The following is an 18055-nucleotide window of genomic DNA, read 5'->3' as shown; positions in this document are numbered from 1 at the left end:
TCAGGTAAGGCGGACCGAGTTCCCCTCCACCGTGATCTGCTCGGCGGGCAGGGCGCGGGTCGCCGGGCCGTGGGCGACCGCGCCGTCGGCGATGCGGAACTTGCTGCCGTGGCAGGGGCAGTTGATCGTGCCGTCGGCGACCGTCGTCACCAGGCAGCGCTGGTGGGTGCAGATGGCCGAGAACGCCTTGAACTGACCCTGCTCCGGCTGGGTCACCACGACCTCCTCGTTCTTGAAGATCTTGCCGCCGCCGACCGGGATCTCGTCGGTGGAGGCGAGTTCCCGGCCGGCGGGGGCGTCCGTGGCCTCCCTGCCGGTGGGGGAGACCGTCGACGTGGAGCCGTCGCCGTCGCCGCCGCCCCCGCCGCAGGCCACGACCAGTGCCGCCGCGCCTGTCGCGCCGGTCGCGAGGAGAACCGTCCGGCGAGTGGTGTCGTAGGTCATGTCGTCACTCCGAACGTGCCAAAAATGCGGAAAAGGGACATTTCTGAATCTTGGCACTGAAAATGCCCAAGGAGTAGTAATTAGGGTGTCTCATCGGGCGGGCGCCGCGCATCCGGTTCGCGCGGGCTGACTAGGCTGGACGGACGTAGAGCGACACGCACGTCAGCAAGGAGCAGCGCCGTGGCGGTACGAGCGGTCCGGGGGGCCGTCCAACTCGAGCGGGACGAGGCCGGGCACATGGACGAGCAGGTCGGAGCCCTGCTCACGGCCATCCTGGAGCGCAACGAACTCGAGGCCGACGACCTGATCAGCATCTGGTTCACGGCCACGCCCGATCTGCACAGCGACTTCCCGGCCGCCGCCGCCCGCAAGCTCGGCATCGTCGACGTACCGCTGATCTGCGCCCAGGAGCTCGACATCGAGGGCGCCATGCCGCGCGTCGTGCGGGTCCTCGCGCACATCGAGTCCGACCGGCCCCGGGCCGGCATCGCCCATGTCTACCTCGGCGCCGCGGCCGCCCTGCGCAAGGACATCGCCCAGTGAGAACCGCACTCGTCATCGGCACCGGCCTCATCGGCACCTCCGCCGGTCTGGCCCTGTCCCAGCGGGGCGTCACCGTGCACCTCGCCGACCCGAACCCGGAGCAGGCCCGCACCGCGGCCGCGCTCGGCGCGGGCACGGACGAGGCACCGGACGGGCCCGTCGACCTCGCGATCGTCGCCGCCCCGCCCGCCCATGTGGCGGACGTGCTCGCCGACGCCATGCTCCGCGGAGCGGCCCGCGGCTACCTGGACGTCGCCAGCGTCAAGGGCGGGCCGCGCCGCGAGCTGGAGGCCCGCGGCCTCGACCTGGCCGCCTACATCGGCACACACCCCATGTCGGGCCGCGAGAAGTCCGGCCCGCTCGCCGCGACCGGGGACCTCTTCGAGGGCCGCCCGTGGGTGCTGACCCCGACCCGGGACACCGACACCGAGGTGCTGAACCTCGCCCTGGAACTGGTCTCGCACTGCCGTGCCGTGCCGGTGGTGATGGACGCCGACGCCCACGACCGCGCCGTCGCCCTCGTCTCCCACATGCCCCACCTGGTCTCCAGCCTGGTCGCCGCGCGCCTGGAGAACGCCGAGGAAGCCGCCGTACGGCTGTGCGGGCAGGGCATCCGGGACGTGACGCGGATCGCCGCCTCCGACCCCCGGATGTGGATCGACATCCTCTCCGCGAACCCCGGGCCGGTCGCCGACCTGCTCACGGACGTCGCAGGCGACCTGGAGGAGACCGTGCGGGCCCTGCGCGCCCTGCAGTCCACCGACGACCACAAACGCCGTGAGGGCAGCACCGGCATCGAGGACGTCCTGCGGCGCGGCAACGCGGGGCAGATCCGCGTCCCCGGCAAGCACGGGTCGGCCCCGCGGGTCTACGAGGTCGTGGCGGTGCTCATCGACGACCAGCCCGGACAGCTGGCCCGGATCTTCGCGGACGCGGGCATGGCCGGCGTCAACATCGAGGACGTGCGCATCGAGCACGCGACCGGGCAGCAGGCCGGCCTGGTGCAGCTGATGGTCGAACCGAAGGCGGCGCCCGTGCTGAGCGCCGCCCTGCGCGAGCGGGGCTGGGCGATTCGGCAGTAGGGCATCCTGGAACAGGGCCGGCCGACGTGCGGCCGGACGAGTGACCCGCACCCAGTAACCTTGTGCGGGGCTCTCGCGCCCTCACCCCGCCAGCCCGGTCCAGGAAGGTCTCCACTGTGGAAAGCCCCACGCCCGTGATTGTCGCCATCGACGGCCCCTCCGGCACGGGCAAGTCGAGCACCTCGAAGGCCGTGGCGGCGCAGCTCGGGCTGAGCTACCTGGACACCGGCGCCCAGTACCGGGCGATCACCTGGTGGATGGTGAGCAACGGCATCGACATCGACGACCCCGCCGAGATCGCCGCCGCGGCCGGCAAGCCGGAGATCGTCTCCGGCACCGACCCGCTGGGCCCGACCATCACCGTCGACGGCGTCGATGTGGCGGGTCCGATCCGCACCCAGGAGGTCACCTCCAAGGTCAGCGCGGTCAGCGCGGTGTCCGAGGTGCGTGCCCGGATCACCGAGCTGCAGCGCACGATCGCGGCCTCCGCGGAGGCCGGCATCGTGGTCGAGGGCCGTGACATCGGCACGACGGTGCTGCCCGACGCCGACCTGAAGATCTTCCTCACCGCTTCCCCGGAGGCGCGTGCCGCCCGCCGCAGCGGCGAGCTGAAGGGCTCCGACGTCCACTCCACCCGCGAGGCCCTGATCAAGCGGGACGCGGCCGACTCCAGCCGCAAGACCTCGCCGCTCGCCAAGGCGGGCGACGCGGTCGAGGTGGACACCACCGAGCTCACGCTGGCCCAGGTCATCGAGTGTGTCGTCACCCTCGTCGAGGAGAAGCGGGCAGGAAAGTGACCGAGCTGCCTTCGGTACGGGGTGCCGAGGTCGGGCGGCGCATCGGCGTCGGCCTGATGTACGGGCTGTGGAAGCCGCGCGTGCTCGGCGCCTGGCGGGTGCCCGTGAACGGCCCGGTGATCCTCGCGGTCAACCACTCCCACAACATCGACGGCCCGATGGTCATGGGCGTGGCGCCCCGGCCGACGCACTTCCTGATCAAGAAGGAGGCGTTCGTCGGGCCGCTGGACCCCTTCCTGCTCGGCATCGGGCAGGTGAAGGTCGACCGCGACACCACCGACCGCACGGCGATCACCCAGGCGCTCGGCATCCTGCAGAACGGTGGCGTGCTCGGCATCTTCCCCGAGGGCACCCGGGGCGAGGGCGACTTCGCCTCGCTGCGCGCCGGGCTCGCGTACTTCGCGGTGCGCAGCGGTGCCCCGATCGTGCCGGTCGCCGTGCTGGGAAGCACCGAGAAGCGCGGACGGTTGATAAAGGGGCTGCCTCCGCTGCGCTCGCGCGTCGACGTCGTCTTCGGCGAGCCCTTCGACGCGGGCGACGGCAGCGGGCGCCGTACGCGGGGGGCGCTGGACGAGGCCACCGGCCGCATCCAGAAGCAGCTCGCCGCCCACCTGGAAAACGCCAGGCGCCTCACCAGGCGCTAGGCGACACTGAGTAGTGGATCAGCCCGGCAGACAGCGGGTACTCCACCGACCACCAAGATGAACGACGAGGTACGGACTTCATGAACGACCACATCCAGCCCGACGGCTCGGCCGCCTCCGAGGGCGCGCACGAGCACGACCACGGGGCGCTCGGCGACGCCGAGTTCGCGGAGTTCATGGAGCTCGCCGCGGAGGAGGGCTTCGACCCCGAGGACGTCGAGGGCGCGATCGAGGAGGCCGGGCACGGCCCGCTGCCCGTGCTCGCCGTGGTCGGCCGGCCCAACGTCGGCAAGTCGACTCTCGTGAACCGCATCATCGGACGCCGCGAGGCCGTCGTCGAGGACAAGCCGGGCGTCACCCGCGACCGTGTGACCTACGAGGCCGAGTGGGCGGGCCGCCGCTTCAAGGTCGTCGACACCGGCGGCTGGGAGCAGGACGTCCTCGGCATCGACGCCTCCGTGGCCGCCCAGGCCGAGTACGCCATCGAGGCCGCCGACGCGGTCGTGTTCGTCGTGGACGCCAAGGTCGGCGTCACCGACACCGACGAGGCCGTCGTCCGGCTGCTCCGCAAGGCCAACAAGCCCGTGGTGCTGTGCGCCAACAAGGTCGACGGCCCGAGCGGCGAGGCCGACGCGACCGCTCTGTGGTCCCTCGGCATCGGCGAGCCGCACCCGGTCTCCTCGCTGCACGGCCGTGGCACCGGCGACATGCTGGACGCCGTCCTGGAGGCCCTGCCGGAGGCCCCCGAGCAGAGCTTCGGCACGACCGTCGGCGGCCCCCGCCGGATCGCGCTCATCGGCCGTCCCAACGTCGGCAAGTCCTCGCTCCTCAACAAGGTGGCGAACGAGGAGCGCGTCGTCGTCAACGAGCTGGCGGGCACCACCCGTGACCCGGTCGACGAGCTGATCGAACTCGGCGGAGTCACCTGGAAGTTCGTCGACACGGCGGGCATCCGCAAGCGCGTCCACCTCCAGCAGGGCGCCGACTACTACGCCTCGCTGCGCACCGCCGCCGCCGTCGAGAAGGCGGAGGTCGCCGTCATCCTCATCGACGCCGCCGAGTCGATCTCGGTGCAGGACCAGCGGATCGTCACCATGGCCGTGGAGGCGGGCCGTGCGATCGTCCTGGCCTTCAACAAGTGGGACACCCTCGACGAGGAGCGCCGCTACTACCTGGAGCGGGAGATCGAGACCGAGCTCGGCCAGGTGGCGTGGGCCCCGCGGGTCAATGTCTCGGCCCGCACCGGGCGGCACATGGAGAAGCTGGTCCCGGCGATCGAGACGGCCCTGGCGGGCTGGGAGACCCGGGTCCCGACGGGCCGGCTGAACGCCTTCCTCGGTGAGCTCGTCGCCGCCCACCCGCACCCGGTCCGGGGCGGCAAGCAGCCGCGCATCCTGTTCGGCACGCAGGCGGGCACCAAGCCGCCGCGGTTCGTGCTGTTCGCCTCCGGCTTCATCGAGGCGGGCTACCGGCGCTTCATCGAGCGCCGGCTGCGCGAGGAGTTCGGCTTCGAGGGCACGCCGATCCATATCTCGGTGCGGGTGCGCGAGAAGCGCGGCGCGAAGAAGAAGTAGCGCCACGTAGCGCGAAACAGTGGAAGGGGCGGCCCCGCCGGGGCCGCCCCTTCCACTGTCCGGTGCTCGCTCAGACGCCGCTGCGGGGCGCCGGCGGCAGAGCGGCCGGCACATAGTGCATCGCCGTCCCGTGCGCGCTGACGGTCCCGACGCGCTGCCAGTGCGGCTGCTGTGCGGCGTGGCGGGCGCTCTGGGCTCCCGCGCTGTACGCGCTGTACGAGCTGCCGTACGAATGGCTGTACGAGCCCGTACTGTGCGGGATGCTTCCGAAGGCGGTGAAGCCCAGCTTCTCCTCGCCGCTGCGGTCGCCGGGCAGTGCGCGGAAGGACTTGACGTACTCGGCGTAGAGCGCGTCGTAGATCGGCGTGGCCGATGGGCCGCCCAGGGAGTCCTGAGCCGACCGTGCGGAGGGGATCGGCGAGAAGGACTGGCGGCGGGGAACGTCGTATGCGTGCACGTATGTCCAAACGACCCCGAGGGTCAGGAGATGCGGCCCTTGTACGGCTTTCGCCGGTGTGCGGCGCGTGCGGGTGACCCGCCGGCTCAGGTGCCGGCCAGCGGCAGGGCCGCGCCGACCAGCACTCCGGTCGCCGCCGCCTTGTCCAGGGCGTCCCGCATCAGGTCCTCGCGCGGCTGACGGCCGATCGAGCCGACGGGCGCGGCGAACATCAGTACCTGCTGGTGCTTGTTGGCTGCCGCGCGCCAGGGGTCGGTCACCTGGAGCGGCTGGTGCGCCTGCCACCAGGCCACCGGCTGGCCGCCGTTGGTGCCGGGCTGGAGCACCGCGTGCAGCTGGCCCACGGCGAGCAGCACCGACCAGCCGTGCAGCACCGGCGGTACGGCGGACAGGTCGGCCAGCGGCATGAAGCCCTGCTCGGTGAGCAGCGGCAGGAAGTCGTCGCCGGAGCCGGTGGTGCCGGCCCGGGCGATGGGCGCGGTCGGCTCCACCACCAGGGCCGGGTGCAGCTCCCCGGCGATCAGGACGAGCCCGCTGGTCACGCCGAGCACGGCCGGCTCGGGTGCCGACTGGTCGGACACCATGCCGCCGGTGTCGCCGGCGATGGACTTCACGGCGCCCCGCAGCTGCTCCTCGGTCACCTGGACGACCTGCGAGGGCAGACAGCCGGAGTGGGCGAAGGCGAGGACGGCGGTCTCGTCCCCGATGAAGAGGACGGTGCTGGTGCGCTCCTGCTGGGAGTCGCCCGGAGTGCGGCAGGACGTGCAGTCGTAACTGCCCGGGGCGGTCTCTCCGGCGAGCAGGCGGTCTGCTTCTTCGTCGCCGATCTCGGCGCGTACCTCGTCGCTGACGTCGAGCATGCGCGGCACGGGGGGCTCCCTCGGGGTGCGGTGCGTGGCAAAGCCGGGTGGCTCCCGGCCCGTGGTCCGGGTAGGCCCCGGCTCATGAAGAAGACAACGGGCGATCTGTGGCGGGAGTCACGCCCCAGGGCGAACGGAATCGAACCAACCAGCGCGCAGGGTCACGTTCGGCACGGAATCGCGCACTCACGGTCAAGTCCCCGATTTGTAAAGGACGTTGAGGTGGTGAAGTGGGTCACACGTCGGTAAGCCTGTTGGTCGACAAATCATGAAATCCAGGAATGAAGTGGGTGTCCGGAAATTGCCGTTACCCGAGGTATCGGTGAACTGGCCTGGCATGACGGGCCGCTGGTTGATGACAGACCGTCAACTCCTTAGATTCCTCCGCCGAGTGCAGCGAGCACCGCTCGGGTACGTCCGCCGGCCGCACGGTTCTCCGGAACCGCGCAGCACCACCACCGGCGGGCGGGGCGAGCGCGACCCACGCGCCCCATGGCGCGGGGAGTGGCGTTCCGCCTTGGGGGACCCCGGGTGTTTCGAGAGGGAACTACATGTCCGAATGTGCCTATACCACCCGTGACAACGCCCGGAAGAACCCGGTTCGTACGACGGCGGTCCTCGCCGGGGCGGCACTGCTCGCGCCCCTCGGACTGCTGGCGGCGACCGGCAACGCCGCGGCGGCTGACAGCGGGGTGTGGGACCGCATCGCCCAGTGCGAGAGCGGCGGCAACTGGCACATCAACACCGGCAACGGCTACTACGGCGGACTCCAGTTCGCCCCGTCGACCTGGAGTGCCTACGGCGGCACGGCCTACGCGGCCACCGCCGACCGGGCGAGCAAGTCCCAGCAGATCGCCGTCGCCACCAAGGTCCAGCGCGCCCAGGGCTGGGGCGCCTGGCCGACCTGCTCGGCTCGCGCCGGAGCGAGCGGAAGCGCACCCGCGGCTTCCGCCGCCGACCCGGTCACCTCCCAGCCCGCTCCGAAGAAGCAGTGGAAGGCGCCGGAGCGGTCCGCACCGCACCCGAACCGCAGCACGTCCCGCGGCGACTACACCGTCCGCGAGGGCGACACCCTGAGCGGCGTCGCCGCCCGGCACGGCACGAGCTGGCAGCGGCTCTACGCCGCCAACAAGGCCGTCATCGGCGGAGACCCGAACATGATCGTGCCCGGCCTGCGCCTCGACGTCTGAGCCGCTGCTCCCCCTCGCCGGGACACGGGTCCCGTCCGGTCGCTCGACCGGGCGGGACCTCCGCCGTGCGGGGCGGGCGCCGGGTCATCGCCCGATCTCGCCCGCCTCCCCGGCGAACACGACCGATCCGCGGCGCAGTTCGTAGACCAGCGCGGGCCGGTCCCGCAGACCGGGTGGCAGCCGCTGCTCGGCGATCACCACGCACGCGCCGAGCGCGCCCAGCAGTTCGTACGTCCGGGCCGCGACCGGGGGCGACATGCCCTGGGCGGGCTCGTCGACGAGCACCACGCGTGCGCGCGCCAGCAGGGCGCGGGACAGGGCGAGCATGCGCTGCTCCCCGCCGGAGAGGGTGCCGGCGCGCCGCTCCAGCAGCGGACGCAGCTGCGGATAGGCGTCGAGGGCCGGCGCGGGGTCCGGGGCGGCGAGCCCGAGGTTCTCGCGCACGCTCAGCGAGCCGAACACGGCCTGCCGCTCCGGCACCAGGCACAGCCCGCGCCGGGCCCGCTCGTAGGCCGGTACGCGGGTCACGTCGGCGCCGTCCCACACCACGGCCCCGCCCGACAGGGGCACCGTGCCGGCCAGCGCGCGCAGGGCGGTGGTGCGGCCGGAGCCGTTGCGGCCCAGCAGGACGGTGAGGCCGGGGCCGGGGGCGGCGAGGGTGACGCCGTGCAGGGCCTCCAGCGGGCCGTAGCGCACGCGCGCGTGGCGCAGGGAGATCGTCGTCATCGCCCGGCCGCCGTTCCCAGGGCGTCCAGGACGCGCCCGGGCGGACCGGAGGCGACGATCCGGCCCGCGGTCATCACGTGCACGACATCGGCGAGGCCCGCGACCAGGTCCAGGTCGTGCTCCACGACGAGCAGCGCCGTGCCGTCGGCGGCCAGGGCCTTCAGCACCCGGGCCAGGGCGGTCACTTCGGCGCTGTCGAGGCCGGCGGTGGGCTCGTCGAGCAGCAGCACGCGGGGGCCGCCCGCGAGGACCCGGGCCAGCTCCACGCGGCGCAGGGTCCCGGTGGGCAGCCCCGCGGCGGGCAGGGCCCGCACCGGCCCGTCCAGCCCGAGCAGCCTGAGCGTCCGCTCCACCGCGCCCGGGTCGGCCACCCGGCCCTGCTCGGCGCCGACGCGGACGTTCTCGGCCACGGTCAGCGACGGGAAGACGGCCAGTTGCTGGAACGTCCGTGCGACACCGAGCCGGGTCCGGGCGTGTGCGGGGAGCGCGGTGATGTCCCGCCCGCCGAGCCGCACGGTTCCGCGCGCGGGCCGCAGCGTCCCGGCCAGACAGTGGAACAGGGTGCTCTTCCCGGCCCCGTTGGGGCCCACGACCGCGGTGATCCGGCCGGGGGAGAGGTCCAGGTCGACTCCGTCGAGTGCGGTGAAGCCGCCGTAGCGGGCGTGCAGGTGACGGGCGGTGAGGAGGGGGGAGACGGTGGACACCGCCCTGGCGGGGTGTGGTGTGCCCGGCGAGCCGCGGCGTACGGGACTGGTCCTGGGAGCGCCCGGCGTACCCGAGGGCGGGCGCCCCGGTGTCCCGGGCGGCTGCCGGGCCGGGGGTTCGAGAGCGGATCGTCGGCTGTCCGCGTCCGGACCGGCGGCGTGCGATGCCGTGCCGCTTTCGCCGACCCCGGCGCCGTGTTTCCCCTCCGCTGACTCCGGTCCGGCTGCCGGCGTCGCGTCCGTCGCCGCCTCAGGCCCGGCTCCTCGCGCCACACCTGTCGCCCCCGTCGGCACCGGTGGCCTCCGGGCCTCCCGCGGTCCTGCCGGACGCAGCAGTTCGCGGGCCCGCACTCCCGCCGGTGTCAGGGCCGGGCGGCGGCGCGACCGCAGACGTTCCGCCGCCGTGCGCAGAACCTCGTACGGGCCGCCGGGGAAGCGGCCCACGAGGATCGCCAGGACGCCGATCAGCGCCGCTGCGACCCCGCCCCGGGTGCCCGCGTCCAGGCCGACCAGGAGGGCCGCGGCGGCGAGGGCGCCGAGGGTGCTGTCGGCGCCCAGCACCACAACCGCCGCGAACCACAGCAGGCCGCGCACCGGGTCGTACGCGGCGGCGTCGAAGGCGCGCAGGCCCATGCCGAGCATGCCGCCGCCCAGCGCTGCCAGCGCCGCGCCCGCGACGAAGGCCAGCAGCTTGAGGGACGGCACCCGGACGCCCGCCGCCTGCGCGCCCCGCTCGTGGTCCCGCATGGCCGCCAGGGCCCGGCCCGTCCGCCCCCGGCGCAGGGCGTGCGCCGCCAGCAGCGCGACCGCCAGCAGGAGCAGCTCCAGGACGTAGTAGGCACGGTCCCCGTCGAAACCCGCCGGGCGGCTCAGCGACAGGCCCGACGTGGCGTACGGCTGGGCGAAGACGAATCGGCTCACCCCCACGCCGACCGCGAACGTCGCCAGCGCCAGCGCCAGGCCCCGGCGGCCGATCGCCGGCCAGCCGGTGAGCAGGCCGAGCGGCGCCACCAGCACGACCGCCACCACGAGGGCCGCCAGCTCCGGCAGGCGGGGCAGCCCCGGGAAGCGGCCGGCCGCCAGCAGCGCGGTGAACAGCGCGCCCAGACCCGCGTACGCCGCCTGGCCCAGCGAGATCTGGCCGCCCCGGCCGGTGACCACCACCAGGGACAGCAGGATCACGGCCAGCGCCGGCACCTGGACCGAGGTGTGCAGGTCCCGGCCGGCGAGACCCAGCGGCAGCAGGAACAGGACGAGCGCCACGATCCAGGCGCCAGGCGGGGTCCGCACGCGCGCGGTGGCCGTGCGCGGCAGCGCGTCACGCGTGTCGGCCGCCGGCAGGGCCAGCGCCGCGACCAGCAGGGCGACGACGAACAGGTTCGTGCCGACCGCCTGGAGCAGCGGCTCGCCCGAGCCCGACGGATGCAGCCGCGTCAGCTGACTCTGCGCCACCCCGATGCCCAGCGCCACCACCACCGCGACCGGCAGGCTCCGCATCCGCGCGGCCACCGCGACCGCCACGACCTCCATCACGAGCAGCGGCAGCCCGTACGGGTCGAGACGCACGTACGGCGCCAGCAGCACGCCCGTCAGACCCGCCGTGAACGAGCCGAACGCCCAGCCCGCCGCCGCGACCCGGTCCGCGTCGATGCCGCCCAGCGCGGCGAGCCGCCGGTCGTCGACCACGGCCCGCAGCTCCCGCCCGAACCGCGTCCAGCGGACCACCGCAGTGACCCCGGCGGCCAGCACCAGCACCACGGCCAGCTGCCCCCACGGCTCGTCCGGCACCAGCTCCGGCGCGTCCTCCCGCGCCCCCTGCCCCCACAGCAGCGCCGCCCCGCCCACCAGCAGCACGAACACCCCGATGGACGCCACCAGCGTCTGCGCCGGGTCGCCGCCGAGTACCGCCAGCGGCCGGAAGACGAACCGTTCCAGTACGACACCCAGCCCGGGCGCCAGCACCAGCAGGGTCACCGTGGCCCCGAGCCACAGCGGCCAGCCCCACTCGACCACGCACTGCCGCAGCACATACGCGCACACCATCGCGATCGCGCCGTGCGCGAAGTTCAGCACGCCTGTCGCGCGGTACGTCACGATCAGGCCGATCCCGGTCAGCGCCGCCGCGCTGCCGACCGAGAGGCCGGCGAGGGTGAGGTCGTACGTCAGCGAGGACATCAGTCGGTTTCTTCGGCCGGCTCGCAGATCGGGCAGGGGCTCAGTTCACCGCTCGCCACCAGCTCGGAGTCCACCGGGACCGCCTCCGCCTTGCCGGCGACCAGCGGGCAGTCCGCGCGGTGCCACAGCGTGCCGCCCGGCACCATCAGCCGTTCGCCGCTGACCGCCAGGGGTGCGACGGAGGCCTGCCCGGTCTCGTCCGCTTCGCCGGGCTCGGCGGCCACCAGCAGGCCGTACAGCTCCTCCACCCGCGCGGCGGCGATCGAGCCCCGGCCATGGGCCAGCAGCACCGCCCCGGAGACGATCAGCGCGGCGCCGGGGACCGTGCAGGAGGCGAGATAGGGCAGCTGCCGTTCCGCGAAGCGCTCGCCGGAGACGCCGTACCAGCCCACGACGCACAGCACCGCGCCCGCGGCCAGCGCGGCCCAGCCGGTCCACAGGACGGGATGCACGGTCCGCAGTCGGCTGGTACGCATCGCTGGCTCCCACACGTCGGTTCGGCTGTGTGCCTGGCTGCCTGTTCAAGTCCGGCGATCGCTTGCACTATGCCCTGTGGAAGCTGACCCTGAAAGCACCGGGCGCACATGGCCCGGACCGACACCCGGTGGTGAGCCAGATGGTTCTCGGCAGCGACCTCAGGCGGGGTAGAGCGACAGAGGGCCCGCGAGCCGCGGGACGGGGCACAGCGATCGCGGCCGCCCTGGTCCTGGCCCTCGCCCCGGCCCTCGCGGCGTGCAGTGATGACAGCGGCGGCGCCAGCGAGACCAGGCCGCCCACACCGACCGCGGAGCGGACCACGAGCGCCCCGGCGAGCGCGCCGGCGGACCGGGCCGCGGCCGAGAAGGAGATCAAGCAGAACTGGGAGACGTTCTTCGACCCGCAGACCTCGACCGAGGACAAGCAGGCCGTCCTGGAGAACGGCGACCGGATGGGCCCGGTGCTGCAGGCCTTCAGCGGTGACGAACGCGGCGGGCAGGTCGAGGCACAGGTCACCAAGGTCGAGTTCACCTCGGCGACCGGGGCGGACGTGACGTACACGCTCACTCTGAAGGGGGCCACCGCCCTGCCGGACGCCTCCGGGACAGCCGTCGAGCAGGACGGCACCTGGAAGGTCTCCGTCAAGACGCTGTGCTCGCTGGTGCAGATGAGCGGCAATGGGTCGCCGGTCCCGGGCTGCTGAGATCCTCGCCGCGGTGCTGCTGCTCGCCCTGAGCGCGGCCTGCGGCAGCCGGCTCCCGGAGAGCGACTTCGAGCACGACGACCGCACCCCGGCGCCCCGCGACTCCGCCCCGCTGCGGGTCGGCATCATCACCAGCGCCACCAGCCCGGTCGGCGGCAGCGCCTTCACGGGCCCGCGCGACGGCGCCGAGGCCTGGTTCGACCGGCTCAACGCGCGCGGGGGCATCGACGGCCGCCGCGTCGAGGTGCGCACGTGCGACGACGGCGGCAGCGGCGTCGGCAACAACGAGTGCGTGCACAAGCTCGTCGAGGAGGACGACGTCGTCGCCCTGGTCGCCACCACCGCCCTGGACTACGCGGGCGCCTCCCGCGTCTCCCGCGCGCGCGTGCCCGACATCGGCGGCCAGCCCATCGGCGGCGCCTATGACACCTACCCGCACCTCTACGGCATCTACGGCAGCCTCGCGCCCCGCGACGGCACCACCGGCTGGGACGGCAAGCTGTACGGCGGCACCGAGGTATACCGCTACTTCAAACGCGAGCACGGCGCCCGTACCGCCGCCGTCGTCTCCTACAACCAGTCCGCGTCCGCCGCCTACGCCCGGCTCGTCGAGCGGGGCCTGCGCGCCGAGGGCTACAAGGTCGTCACCGAGCAGGTCGACTTCGCCCTGCCCAACTTCCGCGCCGTCGCCGCCGACCTGAAGGAACGGGGCGCCGACCTGGTCTTCGACGCCATCGACTCGCACGGCAACGCCCGGCTCTGCCAGGCCATGGACGAGGTCGGCGCCCATGTCACCGCCAAGGTGACCAACGTGCAGAACTGGACGTCCACCGTCCCCGACGACTACGAGGACGCCCCGCGCTGCCGCAACGCCCTCTGGGCCACCGGCGCGAGCCGCGACTTCGACGACACCGGCCATCCGGCCGTACGGGAGTTCCGCGAGGCGACGAAAGGCCTGAAGACGCACTCCCAGTGGCAGCTGGAGGGGTGGGCCGCAGCCCGCTGGTTCACGGACGCGGCTAAGTCCTGCGCGAAGAGCGGCATCACGCGCGCGTGCGTCGACGGCTACATGAACCGCAGCCAGGGCTACACGGCGGGCGGGCTGCTCCTGCCCGTCGAGTTCCAGCGGCTCGCCGAACCCCCGAGGACCCGCGAGACCTGCCTGTCGGTGGCCCGCTGGCAGGACGGCGAGGGCTGGGTCGGCCAGGGCGACATGGACCGCACCTGCTTCGACGTACCGCAACTGGCGTATGAGCCCTGAGGACGGCAGGGGGCATGAGGACAGCAGCTGTCCGCAAGGGCTGACAGACTCGCTCCCATGTTGGAGACCTCGGCCCGCCTGCTGCGTCTGCTGTCCCTGCTCCAGGCCCACCGCGAGTGGTCCGGCGCCGACCTTTCCGAGCGGCTCGGCGTCAGCGCCCGCACCGTGCGCCGCGACGTCGACCGGCTGCGCGAGCTCGGCTACCCGGTCAACGCCAGCCCCGGCACGGGCGGCGGCTACCAGCTGGGCGCCGGCGCCGAACTGCCGCCCCTCCTGCTGGACGACGACGAGGCCGTGGCGGTGGCGGTCGGGCTGCGCACGGCCGCCGGACAGGGCATCGAAGGCATCGGCGAGACCTCGATAAGGGCCCTCGCCAAGCTGGAACACGTGCTGCCGAACCGGCTGCGCCGCCGGGTGGGTGCCCTCAACGCCTTCACCGTGCCGATGCTGCGCGGCCCCGTGCCCGACGCCGTCGACCCCGTCGTGCTGACCGAGCTCGCCCATCTCTGCCGGGACGCCGAGCGGCTGCGCTTCGAGTACCGCGGCCACGACGGCACCCTCAGCCGCCGCAGCGTCGAACCGCACCGCCTGGTGTGCACCGAGCGACGCTGGTACCTGGTCGCCTGGGACCTGGAGCGGGAGGACTGGCGCACCTTCCGCGTGGACCGCGTCACGCCCCGGCCGCCGCACGGCCCGCGCTTCGTACCCCGCCCGCCGCCCGCCGAGGACCTGGCCGCCTACGTCTCCCAGGGTGTCTCCACGCGCGTGTACGCCGCCCACGCCGTGGTGCGGCTCCTGGCACCCCTGGAGGAGGCCGCCGCCCACATCTCCCCCTCCGCGGGGGTGCTGGAGGCCGAGGGCCCTGAAACCTGCCTGCTGCGCTGCGGTGCCGGGAGCCTCGACGTGATGGTGATCCACGTGGTGATGCTGGGCTTCGAGTTCGAGGTGCTGGAGCCGGTGGAGCTGATCGACGCGGTCAGGAGGACTCGCGACCGGCTTGATGGCGCTTTGGCTCGGGCTGCGCAGTCACCGCCGCGTACTCCGGATGGTGCAGATCGAACGCCGGCGACTCCGACCGGATCCGGGGCAGCGTCGTGAAGTTGTGCCGGGGCGGCGGGCAGGACGTCGCCCACTCCAGGGAGCGGCCGTAGCCCCAGGGGTCGTCGACCTCGACCTTCTCGCCGTACTTGGCGGTCTTCCACACGTTGTAGAGGAACGGCAGCGTCGACATGCCGAGCAGGAACGCGCCGATCGTCGAGACGGTGTTGAGCGCGGTGAACCCGTCCGCGGCGAGGTAGTCCGCGTACCGGCGGGGCATGCCCTCGGCGCCCAGCCAGTGCTGCACCAGGAACGTGGTGTGGAAGCCGACGAAGAGCACCCAGAACTGGATCTTGCCGAGCCGTTCGTCGAGCATCTTCCCGGTGAACTTCGGCCACCAGAAGAAGAAGCCGCCGAAGATCGCGAAGACGACGGTGCCGAAGACGACGTAGTGGAAGTGCGCGACCACGAAGTACGAGTCCGTCACCTGGAAGTCCATCGGCGGCGACGCCAGGATCACCCCGGTCAGCCCGCCGAAGAGGAACGTCACCAGGAAGCCCGTCGCCCACAGCATCGGGGTCTCGAAGGACAGCGAGCCCTTGAGCATGGTGCCGGTCCAGTTGAAGAACTTCACGCCCGTCGGCACGGCGATCAGGAAGCTCATGAGGGAGAAGAAGGGCAGCAGCACCGCGCCCGTGGCGAACATGTGGTGCGCCCACACGATCATCGACAGACCGGTGATCGCCATCGTCGCGCCCACCAGCGTCAGATAGCCGAACATGGGCTTGCGGCAGAAGACCGGGATGATCTCCGTGATGATCCCGAAGAACGGCAGCGCGATGATGTACACCTCGGGATGCCCGAAGAACCAGAAGAGGTGCTGCCACAGGATCGCCCCGCCGTTGGCCGGGTCGAAGACCTGCGAGCCGAACCGCCGGTCCGCCTCCAGCACCAGCAGCGCCGCCGCCAGCACCGGGAACGCCATCAGGATCATGATCGACGTGAACAGCGTGTTCCAGACGAAGATCGGCATCCGGAACATCGTCATGCCGGGGGCGCGCATCCCGATGATGGTGGTGATGAAGTTGACCGCGCCGAGGATCGTCCCGAACCCGGACAGTGCCAGCCCCATGATCCACAGATCGGCCCCGAGACCCGGTGTGCGCTCCGCGCTGTTGAGCGGGGCGTAGGCGGTCCAGCCGAAGTCCGCAGGGCCGGAGGGCACCAGCAGCGAGCCGAGCACGATCAGCCCGCCGAAGAGGAACAGCCAGTACGAGAGCATGTTCAGCCGGGGGAAGGCGACGTCGGGGGCGCCGATCTGGAGCGGCATCAGCTCGTTGGCGAAGCCCGCGAAGGTCGGCGTCGCGAACAGCAGCAGCATGATCGTGCCGTGCAGCGTGAACGCCTGGTTGAACTGGGTGTTGTCGATGATCTGGAGCCCCGGGCGGGCCAGTTCGGCGCGCATCAGCAGCGCCATCACCCCGGCGACCAGGAAGAAGAGGAACGACGTGACCAGGTAGAGGTGGCCGATCTTCTTGTGGTCCGTCGTCGTCAGCCAGTCGACCACCACCCGCCCGTGCCGTGTCCTCGGCGCGGTCCGCGCCGTCGCCTGTACGGTCTGCGTCCCCATCGCTCGCTCGCCCCTTCGCTCATCGCGCACCGGGCCCGCCGAAGCCCGCGCCGCAGGTGCCCGCGAGCCCACGCCATGATGCTCGGGTCACCAAGCGCTCCGACAGGGGCGTATCGGCCTCTCCGTGCCCGATCCACGCATTTCCTGTGCGGTGCCGGACCGGCCGGACCGGAAGTGGCGCCGGAATGGAATGGAGCTCCGGCGGGTACTTCTCCCGGAACTTTCCGTCGGGCTTTTCCAGGAGCTCATGTGACACGCGGGAATTGCGATCGAATGCCTGCGGAAGGCCTACGGAAGGCCTGGGGAACCGCTCGTCCGGGTGACGGACATCGCCGGAAACAGCTGTCGTGATCTTGTGACAGAAGTGTGACCGGGGCCGGACAGCCGCCAGGGGTAGCGTGGCGGCATGGCACCGATTCCGACACCTTCCGCGGAACCCGACGACAGCCCGGACACCTATGTCGGCCTGGCGGCCGACCGGGCCGAACACCTCGCGCGTGAGCGCGGCTGGCAGACGGTGCGCTCGTTGCCGCCGGGGGCGATCATCACGATGGAGTACCGCGTGGGACGGCTGAACTTCGAGGTGAAGGGCGGCCGCGTGGCACGCGCCTGGAAGGGCTGAGACAGGGCGAAGGCCCCGGTTCCGCTCCGGAACCGGGGCCTTCGTGTGCCCGTCAGGGGTGGGCCGAGGAGGTCGACCCGCGCGGGAGCCGCTCCGGGTGCGGCGGGCGGCGGCTGCCGGCCGGGGTGACCGGGGTGCGCTCCGAGCGGGTCGTGTGCGGCCCAGGGGCCAGATAGGCCGGGGCCCGGGGGGAACGGGCCGCCACGTCGTCCCGGTCGGCGGGCAGCGGCGTTACCGCCACGGGCGGTGCGCTGACCGGGACGGAAGCCGTACTGCTCCGGCGGGACCGCCAGCGGTCGCGCAGCTCGAAGATCCTGGCCTCGGCCCGGGCGATCAGCGGCTCGAACCACGGCAGGGCGAGCATGATCAGCAGGCCGGCGACCCAGCCCAGGAGCACATCGCTCAGCCAGTGCGTACCGAGGTAGACGGTGGCCAGTCCGACGCCGAGCGAGGTCACGGCGGACACCGCCGACAGCCAGCGCTGCGCTCTCCCGCTGGAAGCCAGGTAGGCCAGGATTCCCCAGGTCACCACGGCGTTGGCGGTGTGACCGCTCGGAAATATATCGCCGCCGCGCCACATCTCGTTGGAGCCGATCACGGTCGCGTAGTGCGGTCCCAGGCGGCCCATGCCGTACTTGGCGGCGCCGACCGTGATGTTCAGCAGCAGCAGTGAGACGCCGAGGGCGAGCAGCGGACGCAGGGTGTGCTGCCGCCACGAGCGCCAGCCCAGCCAGGCCGCGACCATCACCGCGGTCGGGCCGCGCTGGCCGAGCACCACGTAGTAGTCGACGAACCAGTGGATCTCCGACCACTGCTGGTACGGCCGGAAGAACATGACCTGCCAGTCGAGTCGGACCAGCCAGGACGTGATCACCACGGCCCACACGATCGCGCCGTAGAACGCCGCGGTGGCGGCGACGAGCACGATGCGGTGCCTGCTCATCTTCGGCACATCGATGTGGGCGGGTCGTTCCGGCTCACGATCCAGCCGGGCGAACACCCGGTCCAGACGGGTGAGCTTCGGTTCGGTACGCACCCAATCGACGTTACAGCGAGTGAGCTCTGATCCCGGGCGAATCAACGGCTTTGTGATGACGATGTGATGTGGGATTCCTCTCAGGAGGAGGT

Annotated in this window: 17 protein-coding genes and 1 pseudogene; 10 read left to right on the top strand and 8 right to left on the bottom strand. The window is 72.4% G+C overall.

The window, feature by feature from the left end; genetic code table 11:
• On the bottom strand, positions 1-444 hold the full coding sequence (locus ACFZBT_RS32825) for a Rieske 2Fe-2S domain-containing protein (RefSeq protein ID WP_391111397.1): 444 nt from the start codon (positions 442-444) through the stop codon (positions 1-3).
• A gap of 180 nt (positions 445-624) precedes the next feature.
• Between ACFZBT_RS32825 and aroH the strand changes: the two genes are divergently transcribed.
• The 5 genes from aroH to der all read left to right on the top strand — a co-directional run bounded on the left by aroH (position 625) and on the right by der (position 5084).
• On the top strand, positions 625-987 hold the full coding sequence (aroH, locus tag ACFZBT_RS32820; protein ID WP_215122378.1) for a chorismate mutase: 363 nt from the start codon (positions 625-627) through the stop codon (positions 985-987).
• The gene (locus ACFZBT_RS32815) at positions 984-2069 is read left to right on the top strand and encodes a prephenate dehydrogenase (RefSeq protein ID WP_391111394.1); all 1086 of its coding nucleotides are present in this window, start codon (positions 984-986) and stop codon (positions 2067-2069) included. Before aroH ends, ACFZBT_RS32815 begins: the two co-directional genes overlap by 4 nt.
• Positions 2070-2203: 134 nt before the next feature.
• Positions 2204-2866: a (d)CMP kinase gene (gene cmk / locus ACFZBT_RS32810; RefSeq protein WP_391111391.1), complete on the top strand. Its 663-nt coding sequence runs from the start codon at positions 2204-2206 to the stop codon at positions 2864-2866.
• Positions 2863-3510, top strand: coding sequence for a 1-acyl-sn-glycerol-3-phosphate acyltransferase (locus ACFZBT_RS32805; RefSeq protein WP_391111388.1), 648 nt, complete (start codon positions 2863-2865; stop codon positions 3508-3510). Before cmk ends, ACFZBT_RS32805 begins: the two co-directional genes overlap by 4 nt.
• 80 nt (positions 3511-3590) lie before the next feature.
• Entirely contained in the window at positions 3591-5084 is a 1494-nt protein-coding gene (der, locus tag ACFZBT_RS32800; RefSeq protein ID WP_391111386.1) for a ribosome biogenesis GTPase Der, read from the top strand.
• Between the two features lie 70 nt (positions 5085-5154).
• Here der and ACFZBT_RS32795 read toward each other — a convergent pair whose 3' ends face one another.
• Positions 5155-5541, bottom strand: coding sequence for a hypothetical protein (locus ACFZBT_RS32795; protein ID WP_391111384.1), 387 nt, complete (start codon positions 5539-5541; stop codon positions 5155-5157).
• Positions 5542-5627: 86 nt separating this feature from the next.
• The gene (locus tag ACFZBT_RS32790; RefSeq protein WP_391111381.1) at positions 5628-6410 is read right to left on the bottom strand and encodes a hypothetical protein; all 783 of its coding nucleotides are present in this window, start codon (positions 6408-6410) and stop codon (positions 5628-5630) included.
• A gap of 542 nt (positions 6411-6952) precedes the next feature.
• On the opposite strand from ACFZBT_RS32790, the gene ACFZBT_RS32785 reads away from it, so the two are divergent.
• Complete coding sequence (locus ACFZBT_RS32785) at positions 6953-7591, top strand: transglycosylase family protein (protein ID WP_391111379.1); 639 nt, start codon at positions 6953-6955, stop codon at positions 7589-7591.
• An 84-nt stretch (positions 7592-7675) separates the two neighbouring features.
• On the opposite strand, the gene ACFZBT_RS32780 is transcribed toward ACFZBT_RS32785, so the two are convergent.
• From ACFZBT_RS32780 to ACFZBT_RS32770, 3 genes are read right to left on the bottom strand one after another with little or no spacing between them, the layout of a single operon-like run.
• Positions 7676-8317 (bottom strand): ATP-binding cassette domain-containing protein, encoded by a 642-nt coding sequence (locus tag ACFZBT_RS32780; protein WP_391111377.1) that lies wholly within the window; start codon positions 8315-8317, stop codon positions 7676-7678.
• Positions 8314-11196, bottom strand: a complete 2883-nt coding sequence (locus tag ACFZBT_RS32775) for an ATP-binding cassette domain-containing protein (RefSeq protein ID WP_391111374.1) — start codon at positions 11194-11196, stop codon at positions 8314-8316. The genes ACFZBT_RS32780 and ACFZBT_RS32775 overlap by 4 nt, the downstream gene beginning before the upstream one ends.
• Positions 11196-11672 carry a hypothetical protein gene (locus ACFZBT_RS32770; protein WP_391111371.1) on the bottom strand — a complete coding sequence of 159 codons (477 nt, stop codon included), beginning with the start codon at positions 11670-11672 and terminating at the stop codon, positions 11196-11198. The genes ACFZBT_RS32775 and ACFZBT_RS32770 overlap by 1 nt, the downstream gene beginning before the upstream one ends.
• A 140-nt stretch (positions 11673-11812) precedes the next feature.
• On the opposite strand from ACFZBT_RS32770, the gene ACFZBT_RS32765 reads away from it, so the two are divergent.
• From ACFZBT_RS32765 to ACFZBT_RS32755, 3 genes are read left to right on the top strand one after another with little or no spacing between them, the layout of a single operon-like run.
• A complete protein-coding gene (locus ACFZBT_RS32765) occupies positions 11813-12376 on the top strand; it encodes a hypothetical protein (RefSeq protein WP_391111368.1) in 564 nt (187 codons plus the stop codon).
• Entirely contained in the window at positions 12351-13637 is a 1287-nt protein-coding gene (locus tag ACFZBT_RS32760; RefSeq protein ID WP_391111365.1) for an ABC transporter substrate-binding protein, read from the top strand. Before ACFZBT_RS32765 ends, ACFZBT_RS32760 begins: the two co-directional genes overlap by 26 nt.
• 57 nt (positions 13638-13694) lie before the next feature.
• Entirely contained in the window at positions 13695-14735 is a 1041-nt protein-coding gene (locus tag ACFZBT_RS32755; RefSeq protein ID WP_391111362.1) for a WYL domain-containing protein, read from the top strand.
• Between the two features lie 43 nt (positions 14736-14778).
• Here the strand turns inward: ACFZBT_RS32755 and ctaD are convergent.
• A pseudogene (gene ctaD / locus ACFZBT_RS32750) lies at positions 14779-16305 on the bottom strand (cytochrome c oxidase subunit I); the annotation flags it as partial.
• A gap of 406 nt (positions 16306-16711) precedes the next feature.
• Here ctaD and ACFZBT_RS32745 point away from each other — a divergent pair.
• Positions 16712-16927, top strand: coding sequence for an I78 family peptidase inhibitor (locus ACFZBT_RS32745; protein WP_391111359.1), 216 nt, complete (start codon positions 16712-16714; stop codon positions 16925-16927).
• A gap of 52 nt (positions 16928-16979) precedes the next feature.
• On the opposite strand, the gene ACFZBT_RS32740 is transcribed toward ACFZBT_RS32745, so the two are convergent.
• Positions 16980-17963 (bottom strand): phosphatase PAP2 family protein, encoded by a 984-nt coding sequence (locus ACFZBT_RS32740; protein ID WP_391111356.1) that lies wholly within the window; start codon positions 17961-17963, stop codon positions 16980-16982.
• Between the last annotated feature and the right edge of the window lie 92 nt (positions 17964-18055).

The sequence above is a fragment of the Streptomyces sp. NPDC008137 genome (assembly GCF_042957035.1).
Classification (GTDB): domain Bacteria; phylum Actinomycetota; class Actinomycetes; order Streptomycetales; family Streptomycetaceae; genus Streptomyces.
The sequence above is the reverse complement of the archived record's forward strand: the minus strand, read 5'-3'. Positions and strand labels throughout refer to the sequence as shown.

Bases quoted from the DNA above. Each gene is read 5' to 3' on its own strand.
- ACFZBT_RS32825 (WP_391111397.1), bottom strand. From the start codon at position 444: ATGACCTACGACACCACTCGCCGGACGGTTCTCCTCGCGACCGGCGCG.
- der (WP_391111386.1), top strand. From the start codon at position 3,591: ATGAACGACCACATCCAGCCCGACGGCTCGGCCGCCTCCGAGGGCGCG.
- ACFZBT_RS32785 (WP_391111379.1), top strand. From the start codon at position 6,953: ATGTCCGAATGTGCCTATACCACCCGTGACAACGCCCGGAAGAACCCG.
- ACFZBT_RS32780 (WP_391111377.1), bottom strand. From the start codon at position 8,317: ATGACGACGATCTCCCTGCGCCACGCGCGCGTGCGCTACGGCCCGCTG.
- ACFZBT_RS32775 (WP_391111374.1), bottom strand. From the start codon at position 11,196: ATGTCCTCGCTGACGTACGACCTCACCCTCGCCGGCCTCTCGGTCGGC.
- ACFZBT_RS32770 (WP_391111371.1), bottom strand. From the start codon at position 11,672: ATGCGTACCAGCCGACTGCGGACCGTGCATCCCGTCCTGTGGACCGGC.
- ACFZBT_RS32765 (WP_391111368.1), top strand. From the start codon at position 11,813: ATGGTTCTCGGCAGCGACCTCAGGCGGGGTAGAGCGACAGAGGGCCCG.
- ACFZBT_RS32760 (WP_391111365.1), top strand. From the start codon at position 12,351: ATGGGTCGCCGGTCCCGGGCTGCTGAGATCCTCGCCGCGGTGCTGCTG.
- ACFZBT_RS32755 (WP_391111362.1), top strand. From the start codon at position 13,695: ATGTTGGAGACCTCGGCCCGCCTGCTGCGTCTGCTGTCCCTGCTCCAG.
- ACFZBT_RS32745 (WP_391111359.1), top strand. From the start codon at position 16,712: ATGGCACCGATTCCGACACCTTCCGCGGAACCCGACGACAGCCCGGAC.